Raw genomic sequence first — 16,139 nt, 5'->3', positions numbered from 1 at the left:
GCTGCCGGCGCAGGCAGCTCAGTTGGACAGTGCCGCTGGATAGACTGGCCCCCGTGACTGCCGCACCTGACGCCCGCACTGCTACTGCTCAAAACGCGTCCGTGATGTCTGCCCCGCTCGCCGAGGTCGATCCGGACATCGCCGAGCTGCTGGGCAAAGAACTGGGCCGCCAGCGCGACACCCTGGAGATGATCGCGTCGGAGAACTTCGTACCGCGTGCGGTGCTGCAGGCCCAGGGCAGTGTGCTGACCAACAAGTACGCCGAGGGCCTGCCCGGCCGGCGCTATTACGGCGGATGCGAGCACGTAGACGTCGTCGAAAACATTGCCCGTGACCGCGCCAAGGCATTGTTCGGCGCGGACTTCGCCAACGTGCAGCCGCATTCCGGTGCCCAGGCCAACGCCGCCGTGCTGGCCGCACTGATGACACCGGGGGAGCGGCTGTTGGGCCTCGACCTGGCAAACGGCGGGCACCTCACCCACGGCATGCGGCTGAACTTCTCCGGCAAGCTCTACGAAAACGGCTTCTACGGCGTCGACCCGATCACGCACCTGATCGACATGGATGCGCTGCGGGCGCAGGCGCTCGAGTTCCGCCCGAAGGTGATCATCGCCGGCTGGTCGGCCTATCCGCGGATCCTCGACTTTGCCGCATTCCGGTCCATCGCCGACGAGGTCGGCGCCAAGCTCTGGGTCGACATGGCCCATTTCGCGGGGCTGGTCGCCGCGGGATTGCATCCGTCGCCGGTGCCGCACGCAGAGGTGGTGTCCACCACCATCCACAAGACCCTCGGCGGTGGACGTTCCGGGATGATCCTGGGCAAGCAGGAGTACGCCAAGGCCGTCAACTCCGCGGTTTTCCCCGGCCAGCAGGGCGGCCCGCTGATGCATGTGATCGCCGGCAAGGCGGTTGCGCTGAAGATCGCGGCCACCCCCGAATTCGCCGAACGGCAGCAACGCACCCTCTCGGGCGCGCGCATCCTCGCCGATCGACTGCTGGCCGACGACGTCGCCAAGGCCGGCGTGTCGGTGGTCAGCGGTGGCACCGACGTCCATCTGGTGCTGGTAGACCTGCGCAACTCGCCGCTCGACGGCCAGGCCGCTGAGGACCTGCTGCACGAGGTCGGCATCACGGTCAACCGCAACGCGGTTCCCAACGACCCTCGGCCGCCGATGGTGACCTCGGGCTTGCGGATCGGGACCCCGGCACTGGCCACCAGAGGCTTCGGCGACGCCGAGTTCGCTGAGGTCGCCGACATCATCGCGACGGCCCTTGCCGGCGGCAGCGGTGCCGATATTGCCGGCCTGCGGCAGCGGACGACCCGGCTGGCCAGGGAATTCCCCCTCTACGAGGGTCTCGAAGACTGGAGTCTGGCCGGCGGCTAGCGCCGCACGACACGCCACATCGGCAATTTGAGGGAACCTGTGTACGCGGGTTACAGTTACCGCATGGCACAGAAACCTGTCCCTAACGCGCTGATCCTCGAGCTGGAGCCCGTGGTGGAAGCCGAAATGGACCGCCACCTCAACACCGAGGAGCTCTGGTTCGCACACGACTACGTGCCGTTCGACCGCGGCGAGAACTTCGCCTTCCTCGGCGGCCGCGATTGGGATCCTTCCCAGGCGACACTGCCCCGAACTCTCACGGACGCCTGCGAGATCTTGCTGATCCTCAAGGACAACCTGGCCAGCCATCACCGCGAGCTCGTCGAGCACTTCATTCTCGAGGAGTGGTGGGGCCGCTGGCTCGGCAGATGGACCGCCGAGGAGCATCTGCACGCCATCGCACTGCGCGAATACCTGGTAGTTACCCGTGAGGTCGACCCGACCGCCAACGAGGAGGTTCGGGTCCAGTACGTGATGAAGGGCTATCGCGCCGACAAGCTCTCACAGGTCGAACTCCTGGTTCAGATGGCGCTGTCGGAGCGCTGCTACGCCGTCTTCTGCCGCAACCTAGCGGCGCAGCTCGAGGAGCCGGTCTTGGCCGGGCTCATCGACCGGATCGCCCGCGACGAACAGCGACACGAGCAGTTGTTCGCCAAGCTCGTCGCGCACTGCCTCGAGTACACGCGCGACGAGACCATCGCCGCGATTGCTTCCCGTGCCGCCGACCTGCAGGTGCTCGGCGCTGACATCGACGCCTACCAAGACAAGGTGCGCAACGTCGCCCAGGCCGGCATCTTCGACGATGCGCAGTTGCGCCTGGCGATCTCCGACCGCATCACCGAATGGGGCGTGGCCGGCGAGCCGCAATTGAAGCAATTCGTCACCGGCTAAGGAGAATTCCCGACGTCGGCGCGCCTGCCCTGCAGGCATGTCGCCACCGGAGTAGCGTCGCATCCGATGGCCAGCGACATTCCCAGCTGCCAGGGCGGCACTCCCGGTTACTGCTCCGGTTTTCGTGAAGGCAGGACCGGCCCCGGTCCTGGTGCCGCGGCCCCCGCCGACATGCCCGTGTGGGTCCGCGCGGGCGACTGGGCCTTTTGAAGCCCATAAGCCCATAGGAGCGCTCCGTGACCGATACCCGGACGTATGTGCTCGACACCTCCGTGCTGCTGTCCGATCCGTGGGCGTGCAGCCGGTTCGCCGAACACGACGTAGTGGTCCCCCTGGTGGTAATCAGCGAGCTGGAGGCCAAACGCCACCATCACGAACTCGGCTGGTTCGCTCGCCAGGCGCTGCGCTTGTTCGACGACCTTCGACTCGAGCACGGAAGGCTTGATCAGCCTATTCCGGTTGGCACACAAGGCGGTTCGTTGCGTGTCGAGCTCAATCACACCGATCCGGCGGTGCTACCCGCCGGCTTCCGGACGGACAGCAACGACTCCCGGATCCTGTGCTGCGCGGCCAATCTGGCGGCGGAGGGTCAGCGAGTCACCTTGGTCAGCAAGGACATTCCGCTTCGGGTGAAGGCCGCCGCCGTCGGCCTTGCCGCCGACGAATATCACGCTCAGGACGTCGTGGTATCGGGGTGGTCTGGAATGCGTGAAATCGAGACTGCGCCCCAGGACATCGACGCACTGTTCGCCGACGGCGAGATCGACTTGGCCGAAGCTCGGGACCTGCCCTGCCACACCGGAATTCGGTTGCTGGGCGGCAGCTCGCACGCGCTTGGCCGGGTAACGCCTGCCAAGCGCGTCCAGCTGGTGCGCGGTGACCGCGAGGTGTTCGGGCTGCGCGGGCGTTCGGCCGAGCAGCGGGTGGCGCTGGATCTGCTGCTCGACGAATCGGTGGGCATCGTGTCGCTGGGTGGTAAGGCCGGCACCGGAAAGTCGGCGCTGGCGCTGTGCGCCGGCCTGGAGGCAGTACTGGAGCGACGCACCCACCGCAAGGTGGTGGTGTTCCGCCCGCTGTATGCGGTGGGCGGCCAGGAACTCGGCTATCTACCCGGCAGCGAGAGCGAGAAGATGGGCCCGTGGGCGCAGGCGGTATTCGACACCCTCGAAGGCCTGGCCAGCCCAGCGGTGCTCGACGAGGTGCTCTCCCGGGGCATGCTCGAGGTCCTGCCGCTCACCCACATCCGCGGCCGCTCGTTGCACGACTCGTTCGTGATCGTCGACGAGGCGCAGTCGCTGGAGCGCAATGTCCTGCTCACCGTGTTGTCCAGGCTCGGCACGGGTTCTCGGGTGGTGTTGACCCATGACATCGCCCAGCGGGACAATTTGCGGGTCGGCCGCCACGACGGCGTGGCAGCGGTGATCGAGAAGCTCAAAGGGCACCCATTGTTCGCCCACATCACGCTGCTCCGCAGCGAACGATCGCCGATCGCCGCCCTGGTGACTGAGATGCTCGAGGAGATCACCGGTCCGCACTGAGTGTGCGTGCAGGGCGTTGCCAGTGAACGCAGGGTTTTCGTCGTGAATCGTGGGCTTTGCGCGTGAAGCCACGGCGGGAACTCGGCAATTTTTCCGCCCGGGATTCACCCGCAAAGCCCAGGATGCACACTCGACGCCCAGGCTTCACACTCGACGCCCGGTAGGCTGCCATCGTGCCGAAAAGACCTGACACCCAGGCCTGGCGCTACTGGCGGACCGTCATCGGCGTCGTAGCGGCCGGGGCAGTGCTGGTCATCGGCGGTCTCACCGGACACTTGACGCGCGCGGACAACCAAAATTGCGCGGTGGTGAAGTGCGTTGCGCTGACGTTCGACGACGGGCCGAGCCCGTACACCGACCGACTGCTGCAAGTACTGAAGAACAGCGACTCCAAGGCAACCTTCTTCCTGATCGGCAACAAAGTGGCCGCCAACCCGGGTGGAGCCAAGCGCATCGCGGACGCTGGAATGGAGATCGGTAGCCACACCTGGGAACACCCCAACATGACGACAATCCCCGCCGAGGACATCGCCGCCCAGTTCGCCAAGGCCAACGATGCGATAACTGCTGCAACCGGTCGCACGCCCGCGCTTTTTCGGCCCGCGGGCGGGCTTTCCAACGATGCGGTGCGCCAGACCGCCGGCCGCTTCGGCTTGGCCGAAATACTCTGGGACGTCATCCCTTTCGACTGGGCCAACGACTCGAACACGGCCGCGACCCGGTCGGTGCTGATGCGGCAGATCAAGCCGGGCTCTGTGGTGTTGTTCCATGACACCTATTCGAGCACCGTCGACCTGGTATACCAGTTCATCCCGGTGCTCAAGGCCAACGGATACCACCTGGTGACGGTCAGCGAGCTGCTCGGCCCGCGTGCCCCGGGCAGCAGCTACGGCGGCCGCGAAAACGGCCCCCCCGTCAACGAACTGCATGACATTCCAGCCGGCGAAATTCCGGCGCTGCCCAACACGCCGTCGCCCAAGCCGATGCCCAACTTCCCGATCACCGACATTCCGGGGCAGAACTCCGGGGGGCCGAACAACGGCGCCTAGAAGTGCAGCCCGCTACCTTGATTGGGTGGCGAAAGCGGGCTGGCTCCAAACTTGGGGTGCGCGACGACCGCGTGATCCGGCACCCGCCGGCGTGGAATTCCGAAAGCGCTCCCGCCAGTTGTTGATTCAGTACGCCGGGGAGCTTGCGCTGTCCTATGTCTGTGCCGTCACGGGCGCCGCAGCAATCATGATCCCGCTCAGAAGTCGCACCTCGGGCGCGTTGAACGTCGACTTCGCGCGCAACAACACGCCATTGGTGCTGGTGCTGATCGTGCTCGGGCTCACCATCGTGGCAGTGGCCGGAATGGTGAACTTGGCACCCACCCTGCGGTGGTACGTCAGCGGCGATCAGCCGGATTCGCGCCAACGGGCAACCGCCATGAAACTGGCCGGTCGGCAGTCGGCGATCCTGTTGGCGACCTGGGCGGGGTGCGGGGCAGTGCTGATGCTGGTGAACCACAACGGCGGCGCTTCGCTTCTGCTGCCCATCCTGCTGGGTGTGGTGCTCGGCGGCATTGCTGCCGCGGGCACGGGACTATTGCTGGCACAACGCACCCTGCGTCCGATCATGGTCGCGGCCACGCGCGACTGCGAACCTCGGCTGTCGACACCGGGCGTGCTCGCGCGCCTGGTGTTGATGTGGTTCTTGTGCACTGCGCTCCCCGTCGCGATCATCGCGATCCTGATAATTCTTCGCTCGAACGGCTGGATCATTCCGAAAGACGCATCGGTGGATGTGCCCGTCTTGGTCGTAGTGCTGGCCGCGGTGGTGTTGGGGCTACCGATCATGATTCTGACCTCCCGGTCCATTGCCGATCCGGTCAGCGAGGTCGTCGACGCGATGGCCGAAGTCGAACACGGCAACATCGAGACTTCCGTCGGTGCTTACGAGCGGTCCCAAATCGGGCGTCTGCAAACGGGTTTCAATCGAATGGTTGCCGGCCTCGCCGAACGCGACAGGCTGCGCGACCTTTTCGGGCGCCACGTCGGCACGGACGTCGTCCAGCGCGCCCTCGAGGAGGGCGCGTCGTTGTCGGGCGACGTGGTAGAGGCGGCCGTGCTGTTCATCGACTTGGTGGGCTCGACAAGGTTGGCGGAAAGCCGTCCGCCGCAAGAGGTTGCCGAGGTGCTCAACGACTTCTTCCGGATAGTGGTCGAGGCCGTCGATGAACACAGCGGGCTGATCAACAAATTCGAAGGCGATGCAGCACTGGCCATCTTCGGGGCGCCGCTGAAGATGGCCGATCCGGCATCCGCAGCGTTGGCGGCCGCCCGCACGCTGGCCACCGAACTGCGCCGGCTGCCCGTGGTCGACTTCGGCATCGGCGTGTCGGCGGGCCGAGTATTCGCAGGCAACATTGGAGCCGAAAACCGTTACGAATACACGGTTATCGGTGACGCGGTCAACGAGGCCGCGCGGCTGGCCGATCTCGCCAAAACGTCCGACCGGCGGATCCTGTGCGCCGCCGCGGCCATCGAACGAGCCGACGACGGTGAGCGCGAACGCTGGACGGAATGCTATTCCACCGTGCTGCGCGGACGCTCCGAAGCCACTCAGGTCTCGACGCCGACGGGCCCGGCGTAGGGCGCTATCAGCTCTTGGCGACCTTCAGTGCCGCGATGACGCCGTTGATGACCCCGGCCGAAGCCGCATCGCCGATCGGTGTGGCGCCCATGAATATGGTCACCGGCTTGGTCGCGACCGCGACGATGGTGACGGTGTCCCCCTTGACGTTGCGGGCGGTGTCACCGATCGAGATGTCGGCCTCGAGTCGTTCTGCCGTGACCCCGTCGACCTTGATGGACGACGACTTCGTCGGGCCGAGGCTCGGCGCGGCGTTGGCGTAGCCCGGGCCGGCGGCGATGCACTGCATCAACTTCGACGCCTGCGCAGAAACATTCATGCTGGGCACGAAGTTGGTGACACCGACCTCGGCCTGCATGATCCACTGGCTGGCTCCGGGCACCTCCGCGCTAAGACCCACTGCGCCAATGAGATTCGGGGTCTGGTCGTCCGCGAACGGTTCCCACCCGGGTGCAGCACTGGCCGGGAAGGACAGCTTGCCCGCGCTGATCATGTCGCCGGTGGGCTTGTCGCCGGGGGAGACATTCGGCGTGCAGTCCGTTGCGGTCTGCTCGGTATTGGGCGGCTCCGACGTCGCGGGGCTGGGCCCGGCAGTCGTCGTCGCGGCGTTGGTCGACTTGTTGTCCTTGCCGCCGGCGAACACCAAGATCAACACCAGCGCGATGACGCCCAGCACTGCGATGCCGGCGATGATCAACCACGGTAGCTTCGAGCGATTCGGTGGGGGACCCGGCGGATAAGACCCGGTGGACCAGCCCGGAGGAGCCTGCTGACCGGGTTGCGGGTACTGCTGGGGCGAGTAGCCGGGCGCGCCCGGCTGGTTGACACCACCTTGCGGGTAGGGATAGGTCCCGCCCTGCTGGTAGGGATCGCCCTGCGGGTACGGGTAGCCCTGCGGCTGACCTCCCCACTGTGTTGGGTCCTGCCCATACGGATTCGCTCCGTAGGGATCCTGGCCGTAGGGACCACCCGGAGGAGCCGTCATCGCCGAATCACCCTTACTCACCCTTCGCTCTAAAGACCACCTCCCTTGAGGTGATCACGCGACCGCGTCACGCAATTATGTGCGCAACCTCGCCGTCGCGCTCATCTGACCGACTTACGTCTGGTCCTGGGCCACCTTAGCCATCGCCAGCACGTCGAGCCGGCGGTCCAATTCCTCGATCGAGAGCTTGTCGCCGATCAGGCCGCGGTCGATGACGGTCTGGCGGATGGTTTTGCGTTCCTTGAGCGCTTGTTTGGCCACCGCGGCGGCCTCCTCGTAGCCGATGGCCGAGTTCAACGGGGTCACGATGGACGGCGACGACTCGGCCAGCTCGCGCAGGTGCTCGACGTTGGCTTTCAGCCCGACGATGCAGCGCTGCGCGAACAGCCTCGACACGTTGGTCAGCAGCTTGAACGACTCCAGGATGTTGCGAGCCATCATCGGGATGTAGACGTTGAGTTCGAACGCGCCGTTCGCCCCTCCCCAAGCGACCGCGGCATCGTTGCCGATCACCTGGGCGGCGACCTGTGTCACCGCTTCGGGCAGAACGGGGTTCACCTTGCCCGGCATGATCGAGCTACCCGGCTGCAGGTCTGGCAGCTGGATTTCGGCCAGGCCGGTCAGCGGGCCGGATCCCATCCAGCGAATGTCGTTGGCGATCTTGGTCAGTGACACGGCGATCGTGCGCAGCGCGCCCGACGCCTCCACCAACCCGTCGCGGGCGGCTTGGGCTTCGAAAGAGTTTTCCGCCGTGCGCAATTCGGTGAGGCCAGTCTCGGAGACCAGCGTCTGCACCACCTTGGCCCCGAAGCCGTCCGGCGCATTGACGCCGGTACCCACCGCGGTACCACCGATCGCCAGTTCACCCAGCCGAGGCAGCGTGGCCCGTACCCGCTCGGCACCGGCCTGGATCTGGCGGGCATACCCGCTGAACTCCTGGCCGAGCGTCACCGGCACCGCGTCCATCAGGTGGGTGCGGCCCGACTTGACCACGGTGTGCCACTCGCGGGCCTTGGCCGCCAGCGCCTCGTGCAGTTCTTCGAGCGCCGGAACGAGGTAGCGCACCGCGGCTTCGGTGGCGGCGATGTGGGTGGCGGTCGGGAAGGTGTCGTTGGACGACTGCGACATGTTGACGTCGTCATTGGGATGCACTTGAACGCCGTTGGCGGCCGCGATGGACGCGATCACCTCGTTGGTGTTCATGTTCGAGCTGGTGCCTGAGCCGGTTTGGAAGACGTCGATGGGGAACTGGTCGTCGTGTTGACCGTCGGCGATCTCAGCGGCCGCGGCGATGATCGCGTCGGCTTTTTCCGGTGCCAGCAACCCGAGTTCTTTGTTCACTTGCGCGCAAGCACCCTTCAGCAGGCCCAACGCGCGGATCTGAGTGCGCTCCAAGCCGCGGCCCGAGATCGGGAAGTTCTCCACCGCACGCTGGGTTTGGGCGCGCCACAACGCTTTTGCCGGCACCCGCACCTCGCCCATGGTGTCGTGCTCGATGCGGTATTCGTCAGACATGCGGATCCTTGATTCGGTTAGGGAAGCGGATACTGGGCGTTGGAGTCGCCGGTGAAGTCGATGGCGGAGTACTCATTGAGCTTCGAAAGCCGGTGGTAGGCCTCGATCATCCGCACGGTGCCGGATTTGGAACGCATGACGATCGATTGGGTAGTGCACCCGCCGGGGTAGTAGCGCACACCCTTGAGCAGGTCGCCGTCGGTGACACCGGTGGCGCAGAAGAAGACGTTCTCACCGGAAACCAGGTCTTCGGTGGTCAGCACCCTGTCTAGGTCGTAGCCGGCGTCCAGTGCCTTGTCGCGTTCCGCGTCGTCCTTGGGGGCCAGCTGCGCCTGGATCGCCCCGCCCATGCAGCGGATGGCGGCCGCGGTGATGATGCCCTCCGGGGTACCCCCGATGCCGGCCAGCATGTCGGTGCCCGAGCCCGGCCGGCACGCGGAGATCGCGCCGGCGACGTCGCCATCGGTGATCAGCCGGATCCGGGCACCGGTGGCGCGGACGTCGTCGATCAGCTGCGCATGCCGGGGCCTGTCCAGGATGCACACGGTCATGTCGCGCACCGACAGGTCTTTGACCTTGGCGACTGCGCGAATGTTGTCGGCGATTGGCGCCGTGATGTCCAGCACGTGCGCGGCTTCGGGGCCGACGGCGATCTTGTTCATGTAGAACACCGCCGACGGGTCGAACATCGCGCCGCGGTCGGCCACCGCCAGTACCGAGATGGCGTTGGGCATGCCCTTGCTCATCAGCGTGGTGCCATCGATCGGGTCCACCGCGAAGTCGCAGTCCGGGCCGTCGCCGTTGCCGACCTCCTCGCCGTTGTAGAGCATCGGCGCGTGATCCTTCTCGCCCTCGCCGATGACGACCACGCCGCGCATCGAGACGGTGTTGACCAGTTCACGCATGGCGTCAACCGCCGCGCCGTCGCCGCCCTCTTTGTCGCCGCGGCCGACCCAGCGGCCCGCGGCCATCGCGCCAGCCTCGGTGACCCGCACGAGTTCGAGGGCCAGGTTGCGATCGGGGGCTTCACCGCGCGGCCGTGGCTGCGACGAGCGGTCGCCCTCAGCTGTCATGGTTGTTGATTGTCCCAGAAGCAGATCGGTCGCCTGGATCTGGGCTGTTACCGTTCGGCTGGGATACTCGACGACGTGACCGCGGACCCGACGCCGAACGCCCCGGATACGGCGGCACCCGGGCCCGCACAGGGGCCAGTTCCTAAGCCGGCCAAACCGAGGTTGCTGCAGGACGGCCGGGACATGTTCTGGTCGCTCGCGCCGCTGGTGATCGGGTGCATTCTGTTGGCGGCGCTGGTCGGGATGTGTTCGTTCCAGCCAGGACGCACCCACGAGGGACGCATCCCGTCCTACGACGCGGCGGCGGCGTTGCGGGCCGACGCCGCCACGCTGGGCTTTCCGATCCGCATGCCGCAGTTGCCGACGGGCTGGCGGTCCAACTCCGGCAGCCGCGGCGGTATCGAGAACGGGCGAACCGACCCGTCGACCGGTCAGCGGCTGAACGCGGCGACCTCGACCGTCGGATACATCACCCCTACTGGACGGTATCTGAGCCTGACGCAGAGCAACGCCGACGAGGACAAACTGGTCGGCTCGATTCACCGGTCCGCGTATCCGACCGGTGCCGTCGACGTCGCCGGCACCAATTGGGTGGTCTACCAGAGCAGCGGGCAAGGGGTCGACTCCGAGCCGGTGTGGACGACCGCGCTCACCGGTCCTGGCGGCCGCACTCAGGTCGCGATCACCGGTGCCGGCAGCACCGAGCAATTCCGTACGCTGGCGTCCGCGACGCAATCGCAGCCGCCGTTACCGGCCCGATAGCGCCTCCGAGGAGGGACACCAGTGACTGCACCCGAAGCAGATTTGTCCGGATGGTCGGCGGCACCGTTCAGCGGTGGCGGCTACACCCACGATGTCTATCGCAAAGGTGCCGGCCCCGGGGTGGTGCTGATTCCGGAGATCCCGGGAATCCATCCCGGAGTGCTGGGGCTCGGTAATCACCTGGTGGACAACGGATTCACCGTCGCGATCCCGTCGCTGTTCGGTCAGCCGGGCAAGCCGAAGACGGTCGGCTACACCGCCGCAGTCATCGCGCGGGCTTGTGTGGCAAGGGAATTCGCAGCGTTCGCGCTGAACAAGCAGCGGCCGGTGTCGTCGTTCCTGCGTGCGCTGGCTCGCGACCTGAATGCCTCGACACCGGGCAAGGGCGTCGGGGTGATCGGCCAGTGCTTCACCGGCGGCTTCGCGCTGGCCGCCGCCGTCGACGACAGCGTGCTGGCTCCGGTGCTCAGTCAGCCGTCGGTTCCGATTGCGCTGGCCGCGGCGCATCGCCGTGACCCCGGGCTGAGCGAATCCGAGCTGACCAGCGTTGCCGAGCGGTGCGCCAACGACGGCTTGTGCGCCATGGGGTTGCGGTTCAGCGCGGACAAGATGGCCCCGGGCGAACGGTTCACGGTGCTCAAGGAGCGGCTCGGTGATGCTTTCGAGGTGATCGAGATCGATTCCGGCCCCGGCAACGAAGGCGGTTTCGGCAAGATGGCGCACTCGGTGCTTACCGACGAGGTCCGCGAGGTCGAGGGCCAAGCGGCCTACGAGGCCCGCAAACGGGTGGTCGAATTCCTGACGCAGCGGCTTACCTAGTTGCACTTTCGCGGTCGCAGCCGCCGGAGGCTACTCCGGCGGGGGCGCGGTGACGACGGACGCCAGGTGGGGCTTGGACGCCGCCCTGACCTGTTCGAAAAGGTCGACGTAGTAAGGCAGGCACTCGTCCATGGCCTGCTTGGTGGTGAACAGCGGACGGTAGCCCAGATCGCGCTGGGCCTTCGCGATGGAAAAGTAATTGTCGAGGTAAAGCCGTTCCACCGCAAGGGGTTCCAGCGGCGGCTTGGGTAGCCCGAACTTGAAGTGCAGCCACTGCCACACCTTCATCACATCGCGCACCAGCCGGCCCGATACCCGCATCTTCGGCCACGGCTGCCCGCACGCCGTGACGACCGGCCGCGCGAACTCGAACATGTTGATCGGCTCACCGTCGTTGATGAAGTAGGCCTGCCCGGGGGCGGTGCCGCCCTCCACCAAGTGCTCGGCGGCCAGGATGAAACCGTGAATCAGGTTGTGCACGTAAGAGTTATCCAGCTTGGCGTTCTTGCCGCCGACTAGGACCTTGACGTGGCCGGCGACCACACTTTCGAATAGCTTCCGGAACATGGTCTGATCGCCGCGGCCCCAGATGCCGCTGGGCCGAATGGAACAGGTGAGCAAGCCGTCGACGCCATTCTGGGACAGCACGAACTTCTCTGCGACCACTTTGGTTTCGGTGTAGAGGTCGGCGAACCGGTCGGTGTAGGGCATTGTCTCGTCTCCGCCGGAGATCCGCTTGCCGCCCATCACCACACTGTTCGATGCGGTGTAGACGAACCGCTTAACGCCGGCCTTTTGCCCCTCGTGCACCAGGTTTTTGGTACCGCCCACGTTCACCGAGTAGCTGCGATTGCGGTATTCCTCGGTCACCGAGGAACCGCCCATCAGCTCGATGATCGCCGCGGTGTGGAAGATCGTGTCGATGCCGTCCACCGCCGCGGCGCAGACGGCGACATCGGTGATGTCACCCTCCAGCACCTCCAATTTCGGATGCTGGGGTAGCGGCGACGGCGCGCGATCGAAGGAACGTACCTGGTGTCCGCGATCCAGCAGTGTGGTCACCAGGTTGGCCCCGACGAAACCGGAGCCGCCGGTGACCAGGACTTTGCCGAGGTCGGTTGTCAGCGATGCATCACCCATAGTGTCGCGAAGCATAGCCGAAAATAACTGAAACGTGTTCCAGTTTGGTCGGGAAATTCTCTGCCTCGACGGCTCGGATCACCCTTGCTCGGACTGGCCGCCGCCGAGCGCGTCGGTTATCCGCTGACGGGCGCCGGCCAGATGCTCTTCGCACCTTTTGGCTAGTTGCTCGCCTCTTTCCCACAGTTTCAGCGACGCATCCAGATCTAGCCCACCCTGTTCCAGCAGGCGCACGACTTCGATCAGCTCGTCCCGGCAATCTTCATAGCCAAGCTGACTAATAGGCGTAACCGAAGCGGGCTGAACGCCTTCTTCGTCAGGAACCATCGGTGCGCCCTTCACTGACCGCCGCCACCGCGCCGTCGGCAACCCGAACCCGCAGCCGAGTACCGGCCGGGGCGTCGTCGACCGACCGCAACACCCGCGTCGGCTCGCCGGGCACGGCCGTCTGCACCACGGCATACCCGCGCGCCAACGTAGCCGCCGGACCCAGCGTCGCCAGCCGCGCGGAGAGGTGACCGACACGCTCGGTCTCTGCAGCGACCAACCTGGTGATGTCGCGGCGAATCGCCGACCGGGCCCGGTGGATCTCGTCGGCGCGGGTGGTGATCGCCGTCAGGGGCGCCGCCAACACCGGGCGGCTGCGCAATTGGGCCAGTGTGCGTTGCTCTCGGGACACCCAGTTGCGCAGCGCCTGGGCACTGCGCCGGCGCAGCTCGTCGACGAGCTGTTGCTCGGCGGCGGTGTCAGGGACGACTTTCTTGGCCGCGTCGGTCGGGGTGGCGGCCCGCAAATCGGCGACCAGATCGCACAGCGGATTGTCGGGCTCGTGGCCGACCGCACTGATCACCGGGGTGCGGCAGGCCGCGATCGCACGGCAGAGCGTCTCGTCGGAAAACGGCAGCAAATCCTCCACGCTGCCGCCGCCACGAGCCAGCACGATCACGTCGACGTGCTGGTCTTGATCGAGTTCACGCAGCGCCTCGACGATCTGGGGAACGGCGTTGGGGCCCTGCACGGCGGTGTTGCGGACGGCGAAATGTACCGCCGGCCAGCGGGCGGCGGCCACCGTGGTCACGTCGCGCTCGGCCGCACTCGCGCGGCCGGTGATCAGACCGATCATGTTGGGCAGGAATGGAATTGGCCGCTTGAGCCGCGGGTCGAACAGACCTTCGGCGTCCAGCAGCCGGCGCAGCCGATCGATGCGGGCCAGCAGCTCGCCCACACCCACAGCGCGAATCTCGCTGAGCCGCAACGAAAATGTCCCTCGGCCGGTGTAGAAGGACGGCTTGCCGCACACCACCACCTGGGTGCCCTCGGCCAACTTCACCGGTGCGCTCAGCAGCAGGTCGCGCGAGCAGGTCACGGTCAGTGACATGTCGGCAGCCGGGTCACGCAAAACCATGAACACCGTATTGCTGTTGGGCCGCATCGTGATCTGCGCCAACTGTCCCTCGACCCACACGATGCCCAGTTTGTCGATCCAGCCCGCGACCCGAATGGCCACGGCGCGAACCGGGAACGGATTCTCGGCGGAATTCGGCACCGAATCCAATCGCGTCACTTCGCGTTCGCGCGGGTGATCCTGTTGGCGAGCAGCGTCTGGAACGGGGCGCGGGCCTTGGTGGCCTGTTCGTAGGCCAGCAGGGCTTCGAGTTCGTCGACATGCAGCGATTGCAGCCTGGCCCGCAACTGAGCCAGCGTCAGCGCCGGGTAGTCGAGCTCGGTCGCCACCGCCGGCACCGGAACCGTCGCCTTGGGCCCTGACCTCTTCGACTGCTTGGCGGATATCGGCTCGGTCGGCGGGTCTGACGTGTCGGAAACCGAGTACAACGCGAACCGGCCCTCCGCGCGGCGATCGCCCTCGCCGGCGTCGGGCAGCGCAGTCACAGTCCGGTCGCCTTCGAGCAGATCTTCGTCGAACGTCGCCCACTCCGGCTGCTCGTCCTTTGGCGGGAAAATCGCCTCGAGGGTGCTGTCGCCCTTGATCACCAGGTCAGCCAAGTTTTGCTGAAAACGCATCACCAGGTGCGCGGCCTGACTGGCCAGCGTCATCGGGTACATGAGGATGGTTCGCGGCAGTTTCTTCGTCTCCTCGACGGCGACCGTCGCCGCGCCGACCAATAGCCGAAGCCCATACGGTGCAGTAGCCATGGCCCCAAGCCTGCCTCAAGCGGCCGCTAACGCCAAGCTGAGGGCCGTGACCTGGCCGGCCTGTGCCGGCAGTCAGTACCCTGAATGTCATGCCACCCACTGTCGACATGGGGATTCCCGGTGCGAGCAGCTCCGTTGTCGACGGTCCGGTCCGTAAACGGGTGTTGCTGGCCGAGCCGCGCGGCTACTGCGCCGGGGTGGATCGAGCCGTCGAGACGGTCGAGCGCGCGCTGGAGAAGTACGGGCCGCCGGTCTACGTGCGCCACGAGATCGTGCACAACCGGCACGTGGTCGACACGCTGGCCAAGGCCGGTGCGGTGTTCGTCGAAGAGCCCGACCAGGTTCCCGAGGGTGCCATCGTGGTGTTCTCCGCGCACGGTGTCGCGCCGACGGTCTATGCGGCCGCCGCCGAGCGGAACCTGCAGACCATCGACGCCACCTGTCCGCTGGTCACCAAGGTGCACAACGAGGCCAGGCGCTTCGCGCGCGACGACTACGACATCCTGCTGATCGGCCACGAGGGCCACGAGGAGGTCGTCGGTACGGCGGGGGAGGCGCCCGATCACGTGCAGCTCGTCGACGGCGTCGAAGCCGTGGCCGACGTGACGGTGCGCGACGAGGACAAGGTCGTTTGGTTGTCGCAGACCACGTTGTCGGTGGACGAGACGATGGAGATCGTCGAGCGCTTGCGTGAGCGGTTCCCCAAGTTGCAGGACCCGCCCAGTGACGACATCTGCTATGCGACCCAGAACCGTCAGGTCGCGGTCAAGGCGATGGCGCCCGAGTGTGAGCTGGTGATTGTGGTCGGTTCGCGCAATTCGTCGAACTCGGTGCGCCTGGTCGAGGTGGCGCTGGGTGGCGGATCGCGTGCCGCCCATCTGGTCGACTGGGCCGACGACATCGACCCGGCGTGGCTGGAGGGCGTGACCACGGTGGGCGTCACCTCGGGTGCGTCGGTTCCCGAGGTGCTGGTGCGTGGGGTGCTGGAACGGCTGGCCGACTGCGGTTTCGACGTGGTGCAGCCGGTGACGACGGCCAACGAGACGCTGGTGTTCGCCCTGCCCCGGGAAATCCGGAAAGTGCTCTGAGCCGGCTTAGAAGTCGTACTCCCAGGATTCGGCCTGGTGTCGGCGTGGGCCGCGGGGCCGGCCCCGGCGCGCGGCCCGCGGGGCGGCCGGCCGGTCGTCCCGCGATCCGCGGGAGCGGGCCGGCGGGATCGGGGGGTGGGGCGGGGGGGGGCCCG

At 66.5% G+C, this 16,139-nt stretch carries 15 protein-coding genes; 8 read left to right on the top strand and 7 right to left on the bottom strand.

Going from position 1 to position 16,139, the window contains the following annotated elements; genetic code table 11:
• The first annotated feature begins 104 nt into the window (after positions 1-104).
• The 5 genes from glyA to A9W99_RS14570 all read left to right on the top strand — a co-directional run bounded on the left by glyA (position 105) and on the right by A9W99_RS14570 (position 6,448).
• Positions 105-1,385, top strand: a complete 1,281-nt coding sequence (gene glyA / locus A9W99_RS14590) for a serine hydroxymethyltransferase (protein ID WP_067378918.1) — start codon at positions 105-107, stop codon at positions 1,383-1,385.
• Positions 1,386-1,448: 63 nt separating this feature from the next.
• The gene (locus A9W99_RS14585) at positions 1,449-2,276 is read left to right on the top strand and encodes an acyl-ACP desaturase (RefSeq protein ID WP_067379107.1); all 828 of its coding nucleotides are present in this window, start codon (positions 1,449-1,451) and stop codon (positions 2,274-2,276) included.
• 236 nt (positions 2,277-2,512) lie between these two features.
• A complete protein-coding gene (locus A9W99_RS14580) occupies positions 2,513-3,814 on the top strand; it encodes a PhoH family protein (protein ID WP_067378915.1) in 1,302 nt (433 codons plus the stop codon).
• A gap of 173 nt (positions 3,815-3,987) precedes the next feature.
• Entirely contained in the window at positions 3,988-4,863 is an 876-nt protein-coding gene (locus tag A9W99_RS14575) for a polysaccharide deacetylase family protein (protein ID WP_067378912.1), read from the top strand.
• A gap of 187 nt (positions 4,864-5,050) precedes the next feature.
• Positions 5,051-6,448, top strand: a complete 1,398-nt coding sequence (locus A9W99_RS14570) for an adenylate/guanylate cyclase domain-containing protein (protein ID WP_082930003.1) — start codon at positions 5,051-5,053, stop codon at positions 6,446-6,448.
• A 7-nt stretch (positions 6,449-6,455) separates the two neighbouring features.
• Here the strand turns inward: A9W99_RS14570 and A9W99_RS14565 are convergent, their stop codons facing one another.
• The 3 genes from A9W99_RS14565 to glpX form a co-directional block, all read right to left on the bottom strand.
• Positions 6,456-7,433 carry a hypothetical protein gene (locus A9W99_RS14565; RefSeq protein WP_067378908.1) on the bottom strand — a complete coding sequence of 326 codons (978 nt, stop codon included), beginning with the start codon at positions 7,431-7,433 and terminating at the stop codon, positions 6,456-6,458.
• A 114-nt stretch (positions 7,434-7,547) separates the two neighbouring features.
• The gene (locus A9W99_RS14560; protein ID WP_067378905.1) at positions 7,548-8,948 is read right to left on the bottom strand and encodes a class II fumarate hydratase; all 1,401 of its coding nucleotides are present in this window, start codon (positions 8,946-8,948) and stop codon (positions 7,548-7,550) included.
• Between the two features lie 17 nt (positions 8,949-8,965).
• Positions 8,966-10,021 (bottom strand): class II fructose-bisphosphatase, encoded by a 1,056-nt coding sequence (glpX, locus tag A9W99_RS14555; protein WP_067378902.1) that lies wholly within the window; start codon positions 10,019-10,021, stop codon positions 8,966-8,968.
• Positions 10,022-10,096: 75 nt separating this feature from the next.
• Between glpX and A9W99_RS14550 the strand changes: the two genes are divergently transcribed.
• Together A9W99_RS14550 and A9W99_RS14545 are read left to right on the top strand one after the other, a co-directional pair.
• Complete coding sequence (locus tag A9W99_RS14550) at positions 10,097-10,783, top strand: DUF4245 domain-containing protein (RefSeq protein ID WP_067379099.1); 687 nt, start codon at positions 10,097-10,099, stop codon at positions 10,781-10,783.
• A gap of 21 nt (positions 10,784-10,804) precedes the next feature.
• Positions 10,805-11,602, top strand: a complete 798-nt coding sequence (locus A9W99_RS14545; RefSeq protein ID WP_067378899.1) for a dienelactone hydrolase family protein — start codon at positions 10,805-10,807, stop codon at positions 11,600-11,602.
• A 30-nt stretch (positions 11,603-11,632) separates the two neighbouring features.
• Here A9W99_RS14545 and A9W99_RS14540 read toward each other — a convergent pair whose 3' ends face one another.
• The 4 genes from A9W99_RS14540 to A9W99_RS14525 all read right to left on the bottom strand — a co-directional run bounded on the left by A9W99_RS14540 (position 11,633) and on the right by A9W99_RS14525 (position 14,896).
• On the bottom strand, positions 11,633-12,757 hold the full coding sequence (locus tag A9W99_RS14540) for an NAD-dependent epimerase/dehydratase family protein (RefSeq protein WP_067378895.1): 1,125 nt from the start codon (positions 12,755-12,757) through the stop codon (positions 11,633-11,635).
• Between the two features lie 63 nt (positions 12,758-12,820).
• Positions 12,821-13,069: an exodeoxyribonuclease VII small subunit gene (locus tag A9W99_RS14535; RefSeq protein WP_067379090.1), complete on the bottom strand. Its 249-nt coding sequence runs from the start codon at positions 13,067-13,069 to the stop codon at positions 12,821-12,823.
• On the bottom strand, positions 13,059-14,306 hold the full coding sequence (gene xseA, locus A9W99_RS14530) for an exodeoxyribonuclease VII large subunit (protein ID WP_067378890.1): 1,248 nt from the start codon (positions 14,304-14,306) through the stop codon (positions 13,059-13,061). The genes A9W99_RS14535 and xseA overlap by 11 nt, the downstream gene beginning before the upstream one ends.
• Complete coding sequence (locus tag A9W99_RS14525) at positions 14,303-14,896, bottom strand: lipid droplet-associated protein (RefSeq protein ID WP_067378885.1); 594 nt, start codon at positions 14,894-14,896, stop codon at positions 14,303-14,305. Before A9W99_RS14525 ends, xseA begins: the two co-directional genes overlap by 4 nt.
• An 89-nt stretch (positions 14,897-14,985) precedes the next feature.
• Between A9W99_RS14525 and A9W99_RS14520 the strand changes: the two genes are divergently transcribed.
• Positions 14,986-15,984, top strand: a complete 999-nt coding sequence (locus A9W99_RS14520; RefSeq protein WP_067378883.1) for a 4-hydroxy-3-methylbut-2-enyl diphosphate reductase — start codon at positions 14,986-14,988, stop codon at positions 15,982-15,984.
• Positions 15,985-16,139: the final 155 nt, after the last annotated feature.

The sequence above is a fragment of the Mycobacterium sp. 1164966.3 genome (assembly GCF_001665395.1).
Classification (GTDB): domain Bacteria; phylum Actinomycetota; class Actinomycetes; order Mycobacteriales; family Mycobacteriaceae; genus Mycobacterium.
Note: the sequence above shows the minus strand (reverse complement) of the source record. Positions and strands in the feature narration are given on the sequence as shown.